This is a genomic window from Pararhodobacter aggregans, from assembly GCF_003075525.1.
Classification (GTDB): domain Bacteria; phylum Pseudomonadota; class Alphaproteobacteria; order Rhodobacterales; family Rhodobacteraceae; genus Pararhodobacter; species Pararhodobacter aggregans.
In genome coordinates, this window is sequence record NZ_QDDR01000004.1 from 172,760 (window position 1) to 193,059 (window position 20,300).

The window sequence follows — 20,300 nt, forward strand, 5'->3', positions numbered from 1 at the left end:
CGCGCCTGCGCATCCCGGAAATCCGGTTCTTCAGATGTCAAGCACGACGCGGCCTTCGGGCCGCGCGCAGCAGATCAGCACTTGGCCTTGGGGCGGGGTCTCCAGAGGCTCTTCGACATAGGACACGATGCCCTCGACCAGCGTGCAGCGGCAGGTGTTGCAGATGCCCGACCGGCACGAGAAATCCGGCTCCAGCCCGGCGCCCTCGGCCAGCTCCAGGATTGTGCGCACATCGTCGCCCATGGTAGCCGTCACGCCCGATGTCGCGAAATGGACCGTATTCCGGCCACCAGAGCCTGTACCGGCGCGGTTGCCGGGATTGTCGCTCGCCTTTGGCACAAGCGTTTCGGGAACAGCCCAGGCTTCGGGGTCGGTCAGGTTCACCAGCGCCGCAATCGCCTTTGGCGCCTGCGACGCGGCCTTGGACGCAGATGCGGGCTGCGCCGCCAACTTCTCCAGCGGGCTGGCCGTGCCGAAGAACTCATAGGCGATGCGGCCCCGGTCGACGCCAAGCGTGGTCAGCACGCGATACATCGCTACCATGAAGCCGGTCGGCCCGCACATGTAGACCTCGTAATCGTCCAGCGGCAGATGCGCCTGCAACAGGGCCTTGTCGATCACCCCCTCGGTGTTGAAACGGGCCTCTGCGCGGTCCCTCTCGGTCGGGGTGCGATGGGTGACATGCAGCGTGATCCGGCCATCGGTTGCGTCCGCCAGCGCTTTCAGCTCGGCACCAAGCGCCTGAACATCGCCGTTTTCGCAGGCATGGAAGATCCAGACGCGGCGCTTCGAGCGCGCAAGGACCTTTGCCATCGCCAGCAGGGGCGTGATCCCGATCCCGCCGGCCAGCAGCAGAACGGGACGCGCGCTGTCCTGATCCAGCACAAAGGCGCCGCGCGGCGGCGCGATGTCCAGCACCTCGCCTTCACCCACATGGTCATGCAGCCAGCACGAACCGACCCCCTCCGGGATCTCCGTGCCGTCCGGGGCGCCTTCGCGCTTGACCGAGATCCGGTGGAACGCGTCCTGCTGCACGTCGCCGGACAGCGAATAGGTCCTCAGAACAGACCCCTCGCCGCTGGGGACCCGAAAGGTCAGGTATTGCCCCGGCAGGGCCTGCCAGAGCGGACCGCCGTCAACCGGCGTCAGGTGGAACGAGGTGACGACATCGCTTTCGCGCACCTTCGCGGCGACGCGAAACCGGCGGAACGCATCGGCCATGTCACGCGTCCATCTTGGCGTCGACCATCCGCTCTTCGGCGATCATCGCCTCAAGCTGGCGACGGAAGCGAAGCTGGCCCGCATCGATGCTCAGGTCGATATGCGGCGATTGCTTGTTGGTCATGCCGAGCTGGACCTCTTGCAGGACGGCGCGGTCCTCCTCGAAGGCGTGACGCACGTCTTCGGCCATCATCTTCGACAGGCCCTCATCGTCCGGGCGGACATTGCGCAGCTGGAACCAGTAATAGCGCGTCTCGGCCTCGGTGACCGGCGTCATGAAATTGTAGCTGTCCATCACGAAGGTCTTTTCATGCAGCGGCCCGTCCGGCCCGCCGGTTCCTGCCGGGGTAAAGACCGCGCGGATCAGTGCGTGCGAGGGATAGCGCACCTCGTAATGCTGCAGCCGATCGCAATTGCCTTCGAATTCGACCACCTTCTTGTAGAAGGGCGCCGGCTCGTGATCCATCATCCAGCGGTGGACGATGATGCCGTTCTCGGTCTTGGTGACACGCAGCGGCGTGTCCTTGGTGGCCGGCGCAGCAAACGAGCTTTGGTGCACCCAGGCCACGTGACTGGGATCGAGCAGGTTGTCGCACATCAACAGGTAATTGCACTGTAGTTCCATCGCATCACCGGCATTGATCCCCCATTCGGGGCTGTCGAAATTCGGGATGTCGATGATTTCCTCGGGATCGGCCATGGCGGCATTGCCCATCCAGATCCACACCAGGCCGTATTTCTCGTGCACCGGATAGGGGCGCACCTTGGCCGCCGAGGGGATCCGCCCGCCACCGGGCGCCCAGACACACTGGCCGGCGCAATCGAAGGTCAGCCCATGATAGCCACATTCGACCGTGTTGCCCTTGATCCGGCCCTTGGACAACGGCAACTTGCGGTGCGGGCAGGCGTCCTCAAGCGCGATGACCTCGCCCTCTTCGGTGCGGAAGACGCAAATCTGCTCGTTCAGAACCTTGATCTGCTTCAGGTCCCGAGTGACCTCGGAACTCCAGGCAGCGACATACCAGGCATTGCGTAAGAACATTGGCGACCTCGTGAGTTGCTTGGCGTTATTCGCAATATGTCTGAACATTCCTCCGTTAACAGGCAGAAATGGGCGCTAATACTTTAGATATTCTGCTCGTCGGTCGCATAATTCCGGCTGGTCGCCATCAGCCAGTTCAGGAATTCGCGGGCTTTCGGCTGGTTCAGTGTCGTATCGCCCCAGCAGACAAAATACGGTTCCGGCATCGGCAGGTTGTCTTGGGACAGCCGCACCAGCCGTCCAAGATCCAGATCGAAGCGAGAGAACGAGCGTTGCGCCAGGACGACGCCCTGGCCGCCTGCCGCGGCCTCGATCGCGCTGCTGGACAAAGAATGCACCGCGACCGGCTTGAAGGTCGCGTCGCGAATGCCATTTGCCGCGAACCAGTCGGCCCAGCGAGGCACCGAACTGTAGGCCGGGCCCCAGTCGATTTCGATCAGCGGCAGGCGAAGCAGCCCCTCGGCTGTGCGCGCCTCGGGATGCCGCTTGAGAAACCCGGGCGAGCAGGCCGGAAAGCTGTGATCGGTGAACAGGACCCGGGCATGGGGGAACCGCTGCGCGATGCTGCCATAGGTCAGGCGGAACATGTCGTTCGTCAGGTTCGGGTCGGGTTCGAGATGCGTTGCTTCAAGCCTCAAGGGCATGTCGTTCAGATGGGCCTGGATATCGTGCAATAGCGGATTCAGCCATTTCAGAAGAAGCGTCGGCAGCCCCGAGACCTTCAGATCCGCCCCCATCTTCGTGCGCAGCACGAGGGTATGGGCCATGCGCAGGCGGTCGAAACCCTCGGCAATCAGCTTGTGATAGGTCAGCGCCTCGTTCGACAGCGCGGCGCGGCGCCCATCCTTGTTGATCAGCTTCATGGACAGGTGCTCTTCCAGCACCTTGAGCTGCTGGCTGATCGCGCCCGAGGTCACGCCCAGTTCCTGGGCGGCGCCGGTGACGGAACCGAGACGCCCGAAGGCTTCAAAAGCCTGCAAGGCGCGCAAGGGGGGCAAGTAGGATTTCACGATCACCTTCCCCGAATGGCTCGGACCCCGAATCGATCAGGCCCCTGTTTAGCTGCGCTACACAGTATCGCAGGAATATTGAGTTGTCCCGACCTTATGTCACCACTTACGATATTATGAACAGACATATTAACAAACAACAACCCCAAACCGTCTCTGCAGGGAGAGATCCATGACCATATCCACCAATCGGCGTGCATTGCTTCAGAGCGCGGCGGCCTTTGGCACGCTTGGCGTTCTCGGTCTCTACGGCCAGCCCTTGAAGGCTCAATCCGCCCCGCGACAGGGTGGCACTTTCCGCCTAGCGATCAATGACTTCGACAGCGGCGAGACGCTGGATCCGCAGGTCAACGAAAGCAAATTCATGCAGAATCTGCAATACCAGATCCGCAACGCGCTGATTGAAGTCGGCCCCGGCGGCGTGATGGTGCCCGAATTGGCGACGGAATGGTCAAGTAATGCCGATTCGACGGTCTGGACCTTCAAGCTGCGCCAGGGGGTCGAGTTTTCCAACGGTCAGCCCTTCGTCGCCGAGGACGCAGTGTTCTCGCTGAACCTGCATCGCGGCGAGCAGAGCATCTCGGTCATCAAGTCGCTGATGGCGGGCGTGACCGACATTCAGGCCACCGGCCCGCACGAGATGACCATCACCCTGTCGAGCCCGAACAGCGGCTTCCCCGCCGTGCTGACCATGGCTGCGACGGTGATTGTCCCGGCCAATACGACGAATTTCGACGAGGGCATCGGCACCGGCGGGTACATCCTTGAAAGCTACGAGCCCGGCGTGCGGGCGCGGGTGGTAAAGAACCCGAACTACTGGAAAGAGGGCCGCGCCCACTTCGAGGCAGTCGAAACGCTGGCCATACGCGACGTGAACGCCCGCACCACGGCGCTGCGCACCGGCGAGGTGGATGCGATCAACGCCGTCGACGCCACCACCGCGCCGCTGATCCGGGCACTGCCCGGGATCGACCTGATCCAGGTGCAGGGCAAGATGCATTATTGCTTTAGCATGAACACCGCCGAGACCCCCTATCAGGATCCGGATGTGCGCCTGGCGATGAAGCTCGCAATCGACCGCGAGGACATGGTCAGCAAGATCCTCGGCGGCTTCGGCTCGGTGGCCAATGACCAGCCGATCTCAAGCGCCTATCCCTACCACAACCCGAACCTGCCGCAGCACAGCTACGACCCGGAACAGGCCCGCGCCCTGATGCAGAGGGCCGGCGTTGCAGATCACCGGCACGTCCTGCACGTCTCGGAAACGCCCTTCGCCGGGGCGGTGGACGCAGCCCAGCTCTTCAGCCAGCACGCCGCAGCGGCAGGGATCACCATCGAGGTCGCGCGCGAGCCCGAGGACGGCTACTGGTCGAACATCTGGGGCAAGACGCCGTTCTTCGCCTCGCGCTGGTCGGGTCGTGCGAACGAGGACCTGATGCTGACCCAGGCCTATTCGCGCGCCAGCCTGGGAAGCTGGAATGCGACGCACTGGGACAATGACGCCTTCAACACTGCACTCATCGCCGCGCGCGGCGAGCAGGACGAAGCGCGCCGGCGCGAGCTGTACTGGGAATGCCAACGCCTCATCTACGAGGACGGCGGCATGATCGCCCCGATCTGGGCCGATATCCTCGATGCGAAATCGAGCAGTGTCGCCACGGGCGACGAGATCGCCAGCGATTGGGATATGGACGGCAACCGCGCGTCCGAGCGTTGGTGGTTCGCCGCCTGATCCCGATTGGCGGGCCGCCGCTTCCCGGCCCGCCACCCCATCCCCACGAGGCCCCATGACACATCATACCAGCCCGCTCGAAACTGTTCTCTCTGCCCTTTCACCGATTTTCGGCGACCGGCTGTCGACAGAGCGGGCAATCCGCGACCAGCACACGGCCGTGGAAAGCTGGCTGACACCGGCCGCACCCGACGCCGTCGTCATGGTCAACAGTACCGACGAGGTATCCGCGGTCCTGAGGCTGTGCCACGCGCACGGCGTTCCCGTTGTGCCGTTCGGCGCGGGATCGTCCATGGAAGGTCAGGTAAACGCGCCGCATGGCGGGATCAGTCTCGATCTTTCGCCCATGGACAAGCTGTTGTCCCTCAATGCCGAGGATATGGATTGCACGGTGCAATGCGGCGCCGTGCGCCAGCGTCTGAACGAGGATCTGCGCGCCTCGGGCCTGTTCTTCCCAGTGGATCTGGGCGCACATGCCACGCTGGGGGGCATGGCCGCGACCCGCGCCTCGGGCACGACGACCGTGCGGTACGGCTCGATGCGCGAGCTTGTGCTGGGTCTGACCGTGGTGCTGCCGGATGGCCGCATCATCAAGACCGGGGGACGGGCGCGCAAATCCTCGGCCGGTTACGACCTGACGCATCTCTTCGTCGGCGCCGAGGGCACGCTGGGCGTCATCACCGAACTCACCCTTCGGCTGGCGGGTATCCCCGAGGCCAGCAGCACCCTCATGTGCAGTTTCGACGATATCGGCGCGGCCACCGCTGCGGTGGTGACGGCCCTGCAATTCGGCCTGTGCCTGAACCGGATCGAGCTGGCGGACGCGGTGCAGATGGCCGCGATCAACGCCTATGGCAAGTCCGACCTGCCCGAAGCGCCGACGCTCTGGATCGAACTGGCCGGGTCAGGGGCGACCGTGGCCCATGATTCCGGGATACTGCAAGACCTGGTCCGGGATGCAGGCGCGACAGGGATAGAGCAGGCCAGCGATCCCGAGGCGGCATCCGCGCTTTGGCGTGTCCGGCACTCTGCGCTCTATGCCTCGCGCGCCCTGCGGCCCGGCATCAAAGGGCTGTCGACCGATGTCTGCGTCCCGGTCTCCGCCCTGCCCGCCTGCATCGAAGGGATCGGCAAGGTGGTGGAGACCACGTCGCTCAAGGCGCCGCTGATCGGGCATGTGGGCGACGGCAATTTCCACATGGTCCTGCTGTTCGATCCCGAGAACCCCGAGGAAACCGCCGAAGGGCGCCGCATCAACTCGGCCCTGATCGAGCTGGCGCTGTCTCTGGGCGGGACCTCGACGGGCGAACACGGGGTCGGGCTGGGCAAGAAGGCCTATATGGAGGCCGAACACGGCACCGCGCTGGACCTGATGCGCCAGCTCAAGCGCTGCATCGACCCTGCAAACATCATGAACCCCGGCAAGATCTTCGATCTTTGACCAAAGGACCCCCCCGATGAAATCCGACCTGATCCGTCCCGAAATCGCGGCGCTGCCGACCTATAATGCCGGGCTTGCGCTGGACCGGTTCCGCGCGCGCTACGGCATCGACTGTCTGGCCAAGCTCGACAGCAACGAGAATCCCGCAGGCCCTTGCCCCGGTGTCGTGGACGCGATCCGTGACGAGGCCGCCGGCATCGCGCGCTATCCCGATGCCGGCAACGGCGCGCTGCGCGAAGACCTTGCCGCCGCGACCGGCTCGACCACGGACCGCCTTATCATCGGCAACGGCTCCGAAGACCTGATCGGCGCCGTCTTCCGCACGGTGCTGCGCCCCGGCGATCATGTCGTCACGATCTGCCCCAGCTTCGGGCTGCACGAATTCGGCGCACTGGCCTCGGGTGCGCATGTCACCAAGGTGCCGTTCAACGCCGACTGGAGCTTTCCGGTCGAGGGCATGATCCGCGCCATGGCGGCCGAGGCGCCGCGCGTGCTGATGTTCTCGTCGCCCAGCAATCCCGCGGGTCCGGCGATCTCGGCGGACGAGTTCGACACGCTGCTGACGGCCACGCCGCCCGACACGCTTGTCGTGTTCGACGAAGCCTATCTCGAATATCTCGATCCCGCCGCGCGGTTCGATGCGATGGCGCGGCTGGAAGCCGGGCCCAATCCCTGGCTGATCCTGCGCACCTTCTCGAAGGCGTATGGCCTGGCCGGGATCCGCGTCGGCTATGGCATCGCCTGCGATCCCGATCTGGCCGCGCAGATGATGAAGGCGCGCAACCCGTTCGGCGTCAACGCGCTGGCAGTGGCCGCCGCGCGGGCCGCGCTGCGCGATGCGGACCATCTGGCGCATTCGGTGACGCGGGCGGCCGAGGGGCGGGTCCAGCTGGCCCGGCATCTGTCCCAAGCCGGGTTCGCCTGCGCGCCAAGCCAGACCAATTTCGTCTTCTTCGACACCGGCCGGACCGCCACAGACTTTGCCGAGGCGCTTCGCCACAAGGGGGTGCTCATCAAGCCGTGGCTGGAGGAGCCCTATACACGCTGGGCCCGCGTGACGATCGGCACGGAAGAAGAGAACCGGCATTTTCTGGCGGCTGTGGAAGCCATCCACTGCCCCGCCTGACCGGTTCCGGCCCGCCCGTTCCGGCGGGCCGCGCTTCAGCCTAGCCGCACGATCACGCAGAGCGCCTTGGGCCCGACGGTGATCGTGCCCCCCTGCCCCAGCGCGAAGGCGCCGGTCGGGAGCGATGTCTCTCCCACCACGACCTGCCCCCGATGGCACAGGATGCCGGTCTGCCCCCGGCCGGCATCGAGCTGCGCGGGGCCTTCGATCACCTCGACCGAGGGCGAGATCGCCCTGGGGTCGTAGATCAGGTTCAGGTCTCGCACCGGCCCGTTGACCATGCGGCTGTCCACCGGCGTCTCGCCCGAGAATGCCAGCGGGCGGAACGGCCGCGCCGCCAGAACGCCGTCGGGCGTGTGCAGGTCCAGCCCGTCGCCGTCGATCACCGTCAGAATCCGCGCGAGCCCTTCGAAGACCGAGAACGGGCCATCCTTCGACACTTCGGCGATGCTGATCCGCCACCGCCATGGTTCGGCGCCCTCGTCGCGCAGAACTTCATGCGTGACCCCGCCCCCGTTCTTCCAGGGGGTCGTCGTGAAGTTTTCGGGCGTGACGATATGGTACATGGTCTTTCGCTCTCTGTCAGGACTTGCTCTGCCCTCAGATCCGGGCAGAAATCGGGATGTGTCTGATGCCGCCGCCTGCGGGTACGGGTGCAGCGCTCAGGTCTTGGGCGGGGGAGTCGCCGACGGCGCGCCCATGGACGCCGCAGCCTCGCGCCCGCCATAGCCCGCGATCATTGCATCCTGATCGGCAAAGGCGAGGTCATTCGTCGCGCCCGGATCACAGGTCGCGTAAAGATGCGCATAGAGCGCGGCCAGGACCGCCGCACAGGCCGGGTCTGCGGCGCGATTGGTGGTTTCCTCGGGGTCGGCATGAAGGTCGAACAGCTCCGGCTCGAACCCGTGGTAGTGGATCAGCTTCCAGCCTCCCTTGCGCAGCATGAACGCGCCAGAGACCGCCCCAACCGCGTGATATTCCGAAAACACCACGCGGTCCGGATCCGTCCCGCGCGCGGCGATGTCGAGCAGGCTCTCGCCGGGACGGTCGCCGTCCAGCGTTGCGCCGAAATGGTCGATGATGGTCTGCGAGACGTCCAGCAGGCTCACCGGCGTCGCGCAGGTGCCGGGCGCGATGCCGGGGCCCGCGACGATCAGCGGCACGGCTACCGATTCCTCGTACATGTTGCCCTTGCCCCAAAGGCCACGCGCCCCGACATTGTCGCCGTGGTCCGAGCTGTAGATTACCGTCGTGTTCTCAAGCTGCCCGCTGGCCTCGAGCGCATCCATCAACTGCCCGATATTGTCATCAAGGAAAGTGCACAGCGCGAAATAGCAAGCCGCGGCCAGCTTGCGCTCGTCATGGTCCCTGAAGCCATTGTCGGCGATCATCGCGGCGGCCTGCTTCTGCAGCCATGGATGGTTCTCGAACCCGTCCATGGTGTGCAGCTTGAATGGCGGCAGATCGTTCAGAGGATACAGGTCCAGATATTCCTGCGGCACGATCAGCGGAAAATGCGGCGCGACAAGGCCCACGTACAGGCACCACGGGTCAGGCCGCCGGGCCGCGTCCTTCAACCAGTCCTCGGTCCGGCTGACCACGGCCCTGTCATAGCGCGTATAGGGGCTGTCGCCCGGGCCGATATAGCTGCCCAGCATTCGCGTATCCGTACGCACGCGCTCTTCCTCTCGACGCAGGGACCCCCAGACCATGCCGACCCCGTCGGCCACCTGCATCGGGATATGTTCGACATCGAATCCGGCCGGGTCCTCGTTGCTGCGGTAATGCAGCTTGCCGATGGATTCGACGCGGATGCCCTTGTCCTGCAGCGCATGGCCCCAGCCGCGCGGCTGGCCGCAATAGGGCATCGCGTTGTCCCACAGCCGGATGTCATGCACATAGCGCCCGCTTGCAAACGCAGCCCGGGCGGGCACGCAGATCGGACAGGGCGTATAGGCATCGGTGAAGCGGATCCCCCGCGACGCCAGCTTGTCGAGGTTGGGGGTCTTCACCAGCGGATGACCAGCGCAGGACAGCGCCCGCGACTGGTGTTCGTCGGACAGGATAACGAGCAGGTTCCCCGGGAAGGTCATTCGTCATCTCCCTTTGAGAAATTGGTGAACTCGTCGGCGCGGCCGAGTTCGGAAAGCGCGGAGCGGATGGGTTTGAGGTCCTCGGGCACGAGCGACCGCAGGACCAGATCGGTGCGCGCATCGAGAACAGGCACCAACTGGTCCAGCACCGCGCGCACGGCTTCGGTCAGCGACAATTGTAGCTGGCGGCCACCTCGGGATGGGCGGATACCGCCCGCAACCCGCGCGCGCGCAACTGGTTGACCGCCTTGAAATACTGGCTCTTGCCGAAAGCAATGCGCTTGCGCAGGGCGGTCAATCCGTCGGGCGCTTCCAGGCCCATCGTCCGGATGACCCGCCATTGCAGCAACATCAGGTCGCTGTGACGGGCGACAAGGGCGCGCCCCTTCGCGTCGATCTTCAGCGACAGGTGATGGATGACAAGGCTCAGCGAGAGCTCCTGGCGGAAGCCGTCCGGTTGCGCGTCGGGATGGATTTTTTTCTGCGGCATTTTCGGCCCTTCGTCCCCCAATCTCTTCGACGATTTTGGTGGACACGTCAACCTTTTTGCGCCGAGAGAGCCGTAAAGCTGCCTTCGCAGGGAGGGGCGAAGCTGCGGCCCGACGTTGAGGGCCGCATCGCCAAACATGGGCACCCGTCAATTGATTGGAGGATGCGGAATCCGTGGGTGTTTCGCACGTCAACCGCGTGACCGGCCCCAGCCGATCCGATACGTCGCGGCCCGTGCAGGCCCAGATCCCGACAATCCACCCAAACCCGCTTCGGCAGGCCACGGCAGGCTTGGGCCCGCCGGTCCTGTCCCTGCGTCCGTTCCGAGAGTGCCGCCATGCGCGACCTTCCCGATCCCTCCCGCAGCCCTGCCACTCCGCGCGGCCGGATCGCGCAGTCGACCAGCGTCGCCCGTTGCCTGCCGGTACTCTTGGCCGACGGTCGCGGCCCGCGCCGGGTTCGGGCGGATGATGCTGCCCGCGCAATACCGCCCGCTGGAACTGGCCTCGCATGTCCGCCGCCACTGGGGACGAAGCTGGACCCGAGGGCTGACGGTCGCGGATGGGGCATGCTGCGCGCCGAGGGCTATTGCGGCACCACTGATTGCCTGCGAGCCAACGCTCCGCTGATTGAGACCATCGCGCCCGGGCATCTGGCTGGGAACCATGCTGACGCGCAAGTTACCGATGCTGGAGCGGGTCGCATTGGACAACAAGATGACGCGGATCGTCTGGGCCCAGATGGCCCGCGGTGGCGTCTGCCAGTCTCCGACCGTGGCGGCAAAAGTCGGCCTCCGGTCTTGCTCATGACGCTCCATCCTACGCAGGAGCTGGAGCCTCCGGCAAATCCGGCGCGGTTCAGAAAGGCCCGGCTGTGCGACAGCTTGATAGGTGCCATCTGGAGCTTCGTGCGCTCGCCTCCGAGAACGGCGGAATCCCCACTCCAGTTGAACGGGAAAGCCTCCCCCGGCGAGATCAGCATGCCGCTGCTTCCGCGCCGTGGCGAGGCTGAGCTTTCTCGTTGCCGGAAAGCTGTCTCCGCGGAAGGAAAATTCCCTGGGAGCCCCGGCTGCGGTAGGAAGTGCAAACTCTGGAGGAACCCCGTGCCGATTGATCAGCTAACCCGCGACCTCGAGCGTCATGCGAGTTTCGGCGAGAAATACACAGGCAGTCCGGGGGATCTGGCGACCGCTGACTGGATCGCGGGCGAGCTTTCCTTGGCCGGCTACCAGATCCAACGGCAGGAGATTCCGCTCCCCTGCAATCGAGTGAGCCAGTTGAGCCTGTCCGACACCGGGCTGACACTGTTTGCTCAGCCGAACATGGTGGCCGACAAGGTCATCGCCCCCTTGTGCGTGGTGCATGACGTGGCCCAAGCCTCCCGAGCTGCTGGCGTCATCGCGGTATTGGCCCTGCCCTATGCTCGATACTCGACCCTCTGGCTGCCCCCGATCGCGACGTGGATCGACGCCGCGACGCGGGCGGGGGCGAAGGCGATCATCATCCTCCCGACCGGCCCGTCGGGCGACATCGTGGGCCTCAACACCTGGGCCGACCGGCCGTTTGCAGATGTTCCGCTGGTGATCGGACGGCCGGACGAACTGGCACGCTATCTGGCGCTTGAGGGGCAGGAAGTCACCTTGACGCTCCTTGGCGGGGTTGACGCCGTCGTCAGTCCGAACATTCTGGCCGTCCGCCGGGCGGGACCGCGTTGGATCGCGCTCTCGACCCCGCGCACAGGGTTCTTCACCTGCCTGACCGAACGGGGCTCCGGCACGGCCGCCTTCTTGGCCATGGCCAGAATGTTGCCTGCCCGCTATCCGGATCATTCGCTGTTCGTGATGAACACCACGGGCCACGAACTCGCCTTCGCGGGGACGCATGTCGCCATGGACAGCGCCCCTGCCCCGGATGCGACGGATCTGTGGGTCCATATCGGCGCGACGCTTGCGGCGAATGACCATCAGGAAACCCGAAACGGTGTCATGCTGCGACACGCCGACCCGAACCGCCTGCTGATGGCGACACCGACGATGACCGAGGCCTGCCGCGGCGCCTTTGCCGGGTTGAGCGGGTTGGAGGACCCTCGCCCGGTGATCTCTGGCGCGGGGGAATTGTCGTCAATCTGCGATCTGGGCTATCGAGATGCTTTCGCAGTGCTCGGCCAGTCGCGGTGGTTTCACACGCCGCAGGACACGCTCGACAAGCTTGATCCTGAGCTGCTGCGCCCTGTCATCACGGCGCATCTGGCAGCGCTGGACATGGCGCTACGCGCTCACCACAGGTGAGCGCGCAGGAAACGGACGTTGAGGACATCGGCATAGACGAAGTACAACAGGGCCAGCGTGCCCAGTGCATACAGCGCCACCGCCCAATACGGGCGCACCCGGCCGACGAACAGAAGATAAGCCAGCACGAAGGCCACCATGGCCGCCATCTGGCCGATCCACCACGCGGACAAAACCATCGCCAAGAGCAGACCAAAGAAGACCAAGGTCCGCAAAGGCGCCTCAATGATTGGTCCCCGGTAGCCACCCGCCACGCCGCGCCGAAGATCGCTCACCGTCGTGAAAGCGAAGATGCAAGTGCCCGAGACGGTGACGATCAACGGCATCGTCCGTGCATAGAGCGACCAGTCCAGCGCCTGGACCAGCGCCCAGACGAACAGCGCCAGCATCGCGGCCCCAAAAGCCGCGGATAGCCAGGGATTGCGCATGGCACCTTCTTGCGCCGGATTGTCGGAAACCGCCTTGGCCGTCCGCAGCGCACTCCAGGTGGCATAGATCAGGAACAGGATCACGCAGGCGGCAAGCAGCAGCGTCTGGGGTCGCGACAGGAAGTCGGGCAGCGCATAGGACTGGATCGCCAGCACCGCGGATTGCTCCATGATCTTGCCGAGGACGAACCCCAGAACCAAGGGCGGTCGCGGCCAGCCCGCCTGCCCCATCAGCCAGCCGACCACGCCGAAGCCGAGCAGCATGTACCAGCTCATCAGGTCAGCCGCGAAGAGCCATGCCCCCATGAACAGGAAGATCAGCACGGCCGGGACGATCAGGTGACCTGATATGAAGGCCGCTCGCGCGAATTGACGGCCCCAGAGCATCAGCAGGCCCGCCGCCAGCAGATTTGCGATGACGATGGTCCAGATCATGCTGACCGTAAGGTCCAGATGCTCTGTCATCATCATCCGGCCTGGGGTCAGTCCATGGATCAGCAGCGCGCCAAGCAGGATCGCCATCGCGCCCGTGCCGGGAATGCCCAGCACCAGGGTCGGGATGAGGGCGGCGCCGACCACGGCATTGTTGGTGGATTCCGGCGCGATCACGCCGCGGATGTCCCCCTTACCGAATTGCGACTTGTCCTTGGCGGATTGCACGGCGTGGCCGTAGGCGATCCAGTCCGCCACGGCATTGCCGATGCCCGGCAGCATGCCGATATAGGTGCCCAGAAGCGCGCAGCGCAGCGCCAGCCAGCGGTGCCGAAAGGCGTCCTTGATCCCGTCGAGAAGGCCACCTCCCTCGGCCTGCCCCCGCGGCACGGATGAGATCGAGCTGTCGCGCAGCGACAGTCGCAGCATCTCGGCAATTCCGAACAATCCCAGCACCACGGGCACCAGCGGCACCCCATCCATCAGAGACACCTCGCCGAACCAGTAACGCGGCGTCGGGCTCGAGACGGGAAAACCGACCTGCGACAGCAAGAGGCCGATCGCCGCCGCGCCGAGACCCTTGGCCAGGGACGCGCCCGAGACCGATCCCACCATCAGCAGCCCCAACAGGGCCAGCAGGAAGAAATCGGGAGTGCCCAGCATCATGATGATCGGCATCGCCAGCGGCAGGAAAAGCAACAGCATCAACCCGCCGAAGACACCGCCGAAGGCCGAAACGGTATAGGCCGCTCCCAGCGCGCGCTCGGCGTGGCCCTTCTGTGCCAGCGGATAGCCGTCAAGCACCGTGGATTGCGAACCCGCCGTTCCGGGCGTTCCCAGCAGCACCGAGGACAAGGTGTCTGCCGTCGTGATCGGCGCGAACATCCCCAGCAGCAAGGCAAAGGCCTGCGCGGGTTCCATGCTGAAGGTGAAGGGCAGGATCAGCACAAGGCCGGTGACACCGCCGAGACCGGGCACCGCGCCGAGCCAGATACCCAGAAGAACGCCCCCGACCAGATAGAGGGGCGTCGGCCATTGAACGATCAGGGCAAAGCCCGCGAGAATGCTCTCAATCACGATGTTTGTCCTTGGAACGAGAGTGGGGCATCGCCTGTCGGGTCCCCTTGGACCTAGCGCGCATAGCGGTCGATGAAGCCGCGCATCGTCTCCAGAATCTCGGGCGAGACATTCCGGACCTCGTCGACGATCGCAATGGCCTCGTCACGCAGGACGGGCTCGGGGGCGGTTCCCAGAACAGGGGTGATCGCGCCGATGTAATCCGGGTCCTCGACCATCTCGGCATAGGCGTCGGCAAGGCTTTGCAGGATCTCCTCCGGGGTTCCCGGAGGCGCCGCAAACAGCCAGGCAAGCCCGTCCGAGGTCCGCGTCAGGTAGCGCAGCAGATCATAGGCCGGGCCAGCAGGCGCACCGCCCAGATGGGCGACATGGAAGTCATGGAAAGTCGGCACGCCCTCCAGAGCGGGACTTGTCGCCTCTCCCCCGTCGATCGGTTGACCCCAATAATAGAGCGGCAGGCTTTCCCCGGTTTCAACCATCTCGGGAACCACGGTCGTCAGGTAGTTCGACACCGTCCCCGTCCGCAGGTCGACTTCACCACGGCGCATTGCGGCCAGGACATCGGATCCGCCGGTATGCCCGCCGATATAGGCGTTCTCGATGCCGAGAAGGTCGAGCGAGGCTGCGGTTCGGATATCTGTCGACACATTGGGCGCGATCCCCCCGCTGCGAATGGAGGGCAGGGCGAGAAACTCCTCGGCGCTTGCCGCAGAGCCGGTGCTTGTCTCGGTCCGGACATGGGTGACCCATTGCGTTGCGAGGCCGCCCAGAATGCCCATCTCATGAAACGGTACGCGCAGGGCTTCGGGGTCCAGAACCCGGGTCGATCCCCCCCATGCGAGCCAGCCCAGGGTCAGGCCGTCCGGGTCGGAGGCATAGACATACTGGATACCCCGCAGCAAGGCACCGCCGGGCATCGGGACCGCGATGACTTCAGGGGTCCCGGGGAGAAAGCGCCCAAGATGCTGCGCCGCGATCTGAGCACTGAGGCCGACGGCACCGCCGGGGCCTGTGTTGAAGACGATCTCGATCGTCTCTCCGCTGAAATCAACCTCAGCGCTGGCCGGCGCCACCAACGAACAGACCACGAAGCTCGCCGCGATGGCGCCAAGGGTAAATCTATCGACCTGCATGATGCTGTCCTCCCTGACATGCACGAACGCGCGGTCTCCCCACCGCCAGAGCCATCGCTCCCGTTCATCTCCAAGAAAGCGCAGCACCGCCCCTCAGGGAAGCGGGTAAGGCGCGAAGCTACCTTTCGCCAATTGCGAAAACCAACGGATCTCAGGCACGGTCCCACGGGGCAACGGGCTGCGTCGCCGCAACCAACGCGTCGAGCAACAGCCGAACCGCCCGGCTTTGCATGCGCCGCTCGGGTACCATCGCCTTGAGGTACAAGTCGGGCACGCGCCACTCCGGCAGCAGTTCGATCAGTTGGCCCGAGGCGAGCGCCTCGCGGGTCAGCGGCTCGGCGATGAGCGCCACTCCAAGCCCCCGTTCCGCGGCATGTCGCAAGATGCGGGTATCGGTGGCGCTGAACACGGCATTGACTTCAACGGCGACTTCGCCAGCCGGACCGACGAGCGACCAGGTACTGCCGGACGCCCGGAACACCAGCCCATCCAACCGGTTCAGATCGCTCGGATGCTTTGGCATGGGACGCCCCTCGAAATATGACGGCGCCGCGACCAGTTTGCGTGGCAACGAGCAAAGCGCCGTTTCGTGGACCTGAGGGTATGTTGCCGGAAGCGCACCAATGGCGATGTCATAGCCTTCTTCAATCGGGTTCACGGAGCGATCGACCAGGTTGAGGTCTATGCGGACACCGGGATGGGCAATCTGAAAATCGCAAAAGATGTCACTGAAATGCATGACCGACATCGTCGTCGGGCATTTGATGCGCAGCTGCTCGGACAGGCGGTTCCGAGCCGGACCGGCTTCGATCGTGGCCTCGATCTCGCTCAACAGTTCCGAGAATTTCTGCTGGCACGTTCGGCCGACCGAGGTGAGCTCCAGCCCACGGGTCGACCGCTCGAACAACTGAGCCCGGCACATGTGCTCCAGTTGCGACACACGCTTGGACACGACCGATGGCACGGTTCCGGCCTCGCGCGCCGCAGCAGAGAAGCTGCCGAGACGCGCGACGGCCAGAAAGGTCCGGAGATTGACGATGAAATCCATGCCTCAAGCCGTGCCGGGTCGCGACCGGGCTGTCAAGCGGGTGTCAGTTTGCGTCCACCGCATCCAGCGCCCGTGCCGGCGCGTCGGCCGAGTCCCGCAGATGCACACCCTGCTTGCGCAACGTCGCCTGCAGTTCGGCAATGTCGATATCGCGCGGCTGGAGGGCACGATTTGCGGCAATCCCGGCCGCCGCCCCGGCCGCATGACCGGTCAGCCAGCATTGCGGGATCTCGCGCATGAAGCCGTGGCTGTTGGCATCGCAGGAGATATGCCGTCCCGCTGCCAGCAGGCCGTTCAGACGCACCGGCACCAACGCGCTGTAAGGGACGGAGATTACCGGGAATTTCGGCGACATCGACGGCGAAACCCCGACTTCGTCCGGCAAGGCCTGCCCAGAGCTCCATTGGCCGCGCTCGATCCGACCCATCCCCCCCAGACGCCGTGTGTGCCGAACGCCGAGTTGCGGCGCGCTCAGCAGCATATAGGCGTCCTTGAACCCGGGCGCATGCTGGCGGAAGAACTCACAATGGGCTTGCATGAAACGGTGCGAGCGGATCTCGACCTCGGTGATGTCGTCGACATTCAGGGCGCTGAGCCCCGACTGCCGCGGCCCGAGGAACAGCGCGATGTCATCGCGCCACGAGACATAGGGTGCCTGGAAGAAGCCCAGCCTCTCGCGCCCCAGCTGGTTGATCTGCGAGAACCCGGCCTCGTCGTTGAGGCGGAAGTCGAGCCAGGTCTGCATGTCGACGCCACCCAGCATGAAGCCGGTGTTCATCGAATGGTGGACGTCGCCCTCTTCGATATCGGTCTCGAAGCCGGCGCCAGCCCGGGCAAAGACGTCTCCATCGCCGGTGCAGTCGACGACGACCTTGGCCATCAGCGCCTGACGGCCTTCCTTGGATTCAAAGATCACCCCGGTGACAGCCCCGTCCTGCAACACCGGCACCGCGGCCCAGGAGTGATAGACGATGCGCACCCCGGCCTCGATCAGCATCTCCTGGCTCGTGAGTTTCAGGCGCTCCGGATCGATCGTCGGGGCCCAGGTGACGATGCCGTGGAAGGCCGAGGTGCGCAGCCGCCAGTATTTCGCCAAGGCATCGTCGCGGCGGCCCCAGAGCGTGCGATCCGGGCCGGCCTTTCCCTCGTCGGGGAGCCGGTCCAGCACCTCCTCGGCAAAACCGCGGATCACCAGATTGCCGGACCAGTCGGTCATCCGGTCGATCCAGATCACCACGCCGCCGGTCGAAAGCCCGCCGAGGTGGTTGTAGCGCTCCATCACCACGACATCGGCACCGGTGCGCGCGGCCGCCAGCGCGGCGGACGTCCCGGCCGGGCCCCCGCCCACCACCAGCACGTCGCATTCGTGGTAGACCGGCACCTCACGCGCAGGCTCGGCGACGCTCCCGCGCCCGTTGCGAGCCGAGAAGACGTACTTGCCGGATTCGAAGATATCAGAGCCAAGGAACCGGTTTTCGCTCTGCCGGATTTCCTGCACCTTCGGTTTGTCGTCGGACATTGGCTCCTCCATTATTGCCGCAAGGCCCGCAACGGAGCCGTCGAGATGGACCCTAAATCCACGATGCGCCTGCGCGGAAGCCGCTCATCCGGCAAGGCTGCTTTCGCGGATCGCGGCAGCTTCGCTTTCGCGATTGACGAAGGCCGCTTTGCCTACGCGCGTGCTTCCCTTCGCTATCCGCATCAAGTGAAATGCGTCTGTCCGGGTCTCCGCCAGCGGAAATCCGATGGGAGGAGAGAACCATGACCAGACTCAAAACCGGCGCGATCCTGCGCCTGACCGCCTGTACCCTCGCCCTCGCCGCGCCCGGCGCGGCCATGGCCGAGGCCGATTTCAGCGGCGAGACCGTGCGCATCGTCTACAACGCCGGGCCGGGCGGGGCGACCGGCCTCTTTGCGCAGATCCTCGCCGCGCATCTGGGCCGTCACCTGCCCGGCAAGCCCGAAGTGATCGCGGAATCCATGCCGGGCGGCGCTCTGCTACGGGGGATTCAGGCGGTCTATCACTCCGAGCCTGATGGCCTGACCCTAGGATGGTTGGCATGGGGCGGCGCGACGCGGGTGCTGGACCCGGAAGACCTGCGCGTCCCGTTCGGCGAATTCGGCCTTGCGGGGGGGCTGGGCAATACCTGGGTCACCCATGCCACCACCAGCGCCTCGATCACCACCGGCGCCGATTTCGCGGAAACCGACCGTATCCGCTACGGCGGCTTCACGCCCGGATCGAGCGAGATCCGCACGGCGGCGTCGATGGACCTTCTTGGCATCCCGATGGACTTCGTCGGCGGGTTTCAAGGCGGCGCCGAGACCTTGGCTGCGATGCAGCGCGGCGAGGTCCAGTTGCGGAACGGGACCGTCTCGAACTGGCTGACAAATGTCGTCCCCGAGATGGTCGATCCCGGGCAGAGCGTCGGTTTGTTCTACTGGGGCCGCCCACAGGAGGACGGAACCGAAGCGGAGAACCCGGAACTTGGGGATCTGCCGACCTTCTACGACTACGTCGTTGCCGCACGGGGACAGGCGCCTTCCGGGCCGGCCTATGACCTTGTGCGCTATCTCTCGACCGCAGCGGACGGGATGACCTGGATCTTCGTCACCCCTCCGGAGACGCCCACTGACATCACCGACGCCGTGGCCCGTGCCTATGCCGAGGTGATGGAGGATCCGGCGATGGTGCAAGCCGCCCTGAACGTTCTGGGCTCTACGCCCGAAGTCGTGCTGCAGGACGAAGCCCAACGCATCATGAGGGTCGTGGAAACCGTGTCGCCAGAGGTCCGTGCGACGATGCAAGACTACATCGACCAATTGTCGCGCTGACATGCTGACGGCACATAGACTACTGGACGCTCCTATCATCACAAAGGGCATGGATGCCCGGATGGGGAGCAATATCAACGGGCCGTCAGCGATCCGGGTGCCTGACTGGGTGCCCAACCCGCTGGGCCGCTATTACCTGTATTTCGCGCATCATCGCGGCGATTACATCCGGCTCGCCTATGCGGAGGAGCCAACCGGTCCCTGGACCGTGTACGAGCCCGGAGTGTTGCCGCTCGCCCTGTCTGGCTTCAGTCATCACCTCGCCTCGCCGGAGGTGGTGATCGACCACCAAGCGCGCCGGATCCGGCTATTCTATCACGGCGGAGACGAGATCAAGTTCCAGTTCACGCGGCTCGCGGACTCGAGCGACGGGCTGGTCTTCACGGGCGGGCGCGAGAACCTGATGAATCCCTATGTGCGGATCTTCCGACACGGGGGTTGGACCTATGCGATCGGCATGCCCGGCCAGTTCTATCGGTCGAAGGATGGTCGTACCGCGTGGCAGATCGGGCCCCGGCTTTTCACCCCTGACATGCGCCATTCTGCGGTCAGAGTGGTGGGAGACATTCTCACGGTCATCTGGTCGAACCGCGGTGACGCGCCGGAATCTCTCTGGCAATGCGAGATCGACCTCACGCCTGACTGGATGTCCTGGTCAGAGGGCCCCCACCGGCTTCTCCTTGCGCCCGAGCGTGACTGGGAGGGGGCGCAGCTGCCGATCGCACCGTCGGTGATCGGCCCCGTGGACGAGCCCGTCAACCAACTTCGGGATCCAGCGATTCTGGAGGACGAGGGACGGCTGTTCCTGTTCTATTCGGTCGCCGGAGAATGGGGGATCGCCGTCGCCCAATTGACGGAAACGAGCCTCGCCTGAAGGCCGCTTCGACGCTCGGCACCCTCCGCGCG

Annotated in this window: 17 protein-coding genes; 6 read left to right on the forward strand and 11 right to left on the reverse strand. The window is 65.0% G+C overall.

Annotated features, from left to right (window positions below; all coding sequences use genetic code 11):
• Positions 1 to 30: 30 nt before the first annotated feature.
• From DDE23_RS09825 to DDE23_RS09835, 3 genes are all read right to left on the reverse strand, one after another.
• Positions 31 to 1,221 (reverse strand): 2Fe-2S iron-sulfur cluster-binding protein, encoded by a 1,191-nt coding sequence (locus DDE23_RS09825; RefSeq protein ID WP_107751101.1) that lies wholly within the window; start codon positions 1,219 to 1,221, stop codon positions 31 to 33.
• 1 nt (position 1,222) lies between these two features.
• On the reverse strand, positions 1,223 to 2,263 hold the full coding sequence (locus DDE23_RS09830) for an aromatic ring-hydroxylating dioxygenase subunit alpha (protein ID WP_107751102.1): 1,041 nt from the start codon (positions 2,261 to 2,263) through the stop codon (positions 1,223 to 1,225).
• A gap of 83 nt (positions 2,264 to 2,346) precedes the next feature.
• On the reverse strand, positions 2,347 to 3,279 hold the full coding sequence (locus tag DDE23_RS09835) for a LysR substrate-binding domain-containing protein (RefSeq protein WP_107751103.1): 933 nt from the start codon (positions 3,277 to 3,279) through the stop codon (positions 2,347 to 2,349).
• A 166-nt stretch (positions 3,280 to 3,445) separates the two neighbouring features.
• Here DDE23_RS09835 and DDE23_RS09840 point away from each other — a divergent pair, with 166 nt between their 5' ends.
• From DDE23_RS09840 to hisC, 3 genes are read left to right on the forward strand one after another with little or no spacing between them, the layout of a single operon-like run.
• A complete protein-coding gene (locus DDE23_RS09840) occupies positions 3,446 to 5,005 on the forward strand; it encodes an ABC transporter substrate-binding protein (RefSeq protein ID WP_107751104.1) in 1,560 nt (519 codons plus the stop codon).
• Between the two features lie 55 nt (positions 5,006 to 5,060).
• Positions 5,061 to 6,446 carry an FAD-binding oxidoreductase gene (locus DDE23_RS09845; protein WP_107751105.1) on the forward strand — a complete coding sequence of 462 codons (1,386 nt, stop codon included), beginning with the start codon at positions 5,061 to 5,063 and terminating at the stop codon, positions 6,444 to 6,446.
• Positions 6,447 to 6,462: 16 nt separating this feature from the next.
• Entirely contained in the window at positions 6,463 to 7,572 is a 1,110-nt protein-coding gene (gene hisC, locus DDE23_RS09850; protein WP_107751106.1) for a histidinol-phosphate transaminase, read from the forward strand.
• 35 nt (positions 7,573 to 7,607) lie between these two features.
• Here the strand turns inward: hisC and DDE23_RS09855 are convergent, their stop codons facing one another.
• The 4 genes from DDE23_RS09855 to DDE23_RS09865 form a co-directional block, all read right to left on the reverse strand.
• Positions 7,608 to 8,138: a HutD/Ves family protein gene (locus DDE23_RS09855; RefSeq protein ID WP_107751107.1), complete on the reverse strand. Its 531-nt coding sequence runs from the start codon at positions 8,136 to 8,138 to the stop codon at positions 7,608 to 7,610.
• Positions 8,139 to 8,234: 96 nt separating this feature from the next.
• Positions 8,235 to 9,665 (reverse strand): sulfatase family protein, encoded by a 1,431-nt coding sequence (locus DDE23_RS09860; protein WP_107751108.1) that lies wholly within the window; start codon positions 9,663 to 9,665, stop codon positions 8,235 to 8,237.
• The gene (locus tag DDE23_RS25530; protein ID WP_238149951.1) at positions 9,662 to 9,841 is read right to left on the reverse strand and encodes a hypothetical protein; all 180 of its coding nucleotides are present in this window, start codon (positions 9,839 to 9,841) and stop codon (positions 9,662 to 9,664) included. The genes DDE23_RS09860 and DDE23_RS25530 overlap by 4 nt, the downstream gene beginning before the upstream one ends.
• Positions 9,832 to 10,155: a hypothetical protein gene (locus DDE23_RS09865; RefSeq protein ID WP_238149952.1), complete on the reverse strand. Its 324-nt coding sequence runs from the start codon at positions 10,153 to 10,155 to the stop codon at positions 9,832 to 9,834. Before DDE23_RS09865 ends, DDE23_RS25530 begins: the two co-directional genes overlap by 10 nt.
• Before the next feature lie 1,101 nt (positions 10,156 to 11,256).
• Between DDE23_RS09865 and DDE23_RS09875 the strand changes: the two genes are divergently transcribed.
• A complete protein-coding gene (locus DDE23_RS09875) occupies positions 11,257 to 12,441 on the forward strand; it encodes a hypothetical protein (RefSeq protein ID WP_107751110.1) in 1,185 nt (394 codons plus the stop codon).
• On the opposite strand, the gene DDE23_RS09880 is transcribed toward DDE23_RS09875, so the two are convergent.
• From DDE23_RS09880 to DDE23_RS09895, 4 genes are all read right to left on the reverse strand, one after another.
• Positions 12,429 to 14,378, reverse strand: a complete 1,950-nt coding sequence (locus DDE23_RS09880; protein ID WP_157958002.1) for a tripartite tricarboxylate transporter permease — start codon at positions 14,376 to 14,378, stop codon at positions 12,429 to 12,431. The two genes, DDE23_RS09875 and DDE23_RS09880, sit on opposite strands and share 13 nt — an antisense overlap.
• A 53-nt stretch (positions 14,379 to 14,431) precedes the next feature.
• Positions 14,432 to 15,511, reverse strand: coding sequence for a hypothetical protein (locus DDE23_RS09885; protein WP_107751112.1), 1,080 nt, complete (start codon positions 15,509 to 15,511; stop codon positions 14,432 to 14,434).
• 151 nt (positions 15,512 to 15,662) lie between these two features.
• Positions 15,663 to 16,559 (reverse strand): LysR family transcriptional regulator, encoded by an 897-nt coding sequence (locus DDE23_RS09890; RefSeq protein ID WP_107751113.1) that lies wholly within the window; start codon positions 16,557 to 16,559, stop codon positions 15,663 to 15,665.
• A gap of 43 nt (positions 16,560 to 16,602) precedes the next feature.
• Complete coding sequence (locus DDE23_RS09895; protein WP_192883718.1) at positions 16,603 to 18,078, reverse strand: FAD-dependent oxidoreductase; 1,476 nt, start codon at positions 18,076 to 18,078, stop codon at positions 16,603 to 16,605.
• A 242-nt stretch (positions 18,079 to 18,320) separates the two neighbouring features.
• Between DDE23_RS09895 and DDE23_RS09900 the strand changes: the two genes are divergently transcribed.
• The gene (locus DDE23_RS09900; RefSeq protein ID WP_107751114.1) at positions 18,321 to 19,394 is read left to right on the forward strand and encodes a type 2 periplasmic-binding domain-containing protein; all 1,074 of its coding nucleotides are present in this window, start codon (positions 18,321 to 18,323) and stop codon (positions 19,392 to 19,394) included.
• A gap of 61 nt (positions 19,395 to 19,455) precedes the next feature.
• On the forward strand, positions 19,456 to 20,268 hold the full coding sequence (locus DDE23_RS09905; protein ID WP_202863239.1) for a glycoside hydrolase family protein: 813 nt from the start codon (positions 19,456 to 19,458) through the stop codon (positions 20,266 to 20,268).
• Positions 20,269 to 20,300: the final 32 nt, after the last annotated feature.

Coding starts and splice junctions, on each gene's coding strand:
- DDE23_RS09865 (WP_238149952.1), bottom strand. CDS start 10,155: ATGCCGCAGAAAAAAATCCATCCCGACGCGCAACCGGACGGCTTCCGC.
- DDE23_RS09855 (WP_107751107.1), bottom strand. CDS start 8,138: ATGTACCATATCGTCACGCCCGAAAACTTCACGACGACCCCCTGGAAG.
- DDE23_RS09895 (WP_192883718.1), bottom strand. CDS start 18,078: ATGTCCGACGACAAACCGAAGGTGCAGGAAATCCGGCAGAGCGAAAAC.
- DDE23_RS09825 (WP_107751101.1), bottom strand. CDS start 1,221: ATGGCCGATGCGTTCCGCCGGTTTCGCGTCGCCGCGAAGGTGCGCGAA.
- hisC (WP_107751106.1), top strand. CDS start 6,463: ATGAAATCCGACCTGATCCGTCCCGAAATCGCGGCGCTGCCGACCTAT.
- DDE23_RS09885 (WP_107751112.1), bottom strand. CDS start 15,511: ATGCAGGTCGATAGATTTACCCTTGGCGCCATCGCGGCGAGCTTCGTG.
- DDE23_RS09905 (WP_202863239.1), top strand. CDS start 19,456: ATGGGGAGCAATATCAACGGGCCGTCAGCGATCCGGGTGCCTGACTGG.
- DDE23_RS09860 (WP_107751108.1), bottom strand. CDS start 9,665: ATGACCTTCCCGGGGAACCTGCTCGTTATCCTGTCCGACGAACACCAG.
- DDE23_RS09840 (WP_107751104.1), top strand. CDS start 3,446: ATGACCATATCCACCAATCGGCGTGCATTGCTTCAGAGCGCGGCGGCC.
- DDE23_RS09830 (WP_107751102.1), bottom strand. CDS start 2,263: ATGTTCTTACGCAATGCCTGGTATGTCGCTGCCTGGAGTTCCGAGGTC.
- DDE23_RS09845 (WP_107751105.1), top strand. CDS start 5,061: ATGACACATCATACCAGCCCGCTCGAAACTGTTCTCTCTGCCCTTTCA.
- DDE23_RS09900 (WP_107751114.1), top strand. CDS start 18,321: ATGACCAGACTCAAAACCGGCGCGATCCTGCGCCTGACCGCCTGTACC.
- DDE23_RS09890 (WP_107751113.1), bottom strand. CDS start 16,559: ATGGATTTCATCGTCAATCTCCGGACCTTTCTGGCCGTCGCGCGTCTC.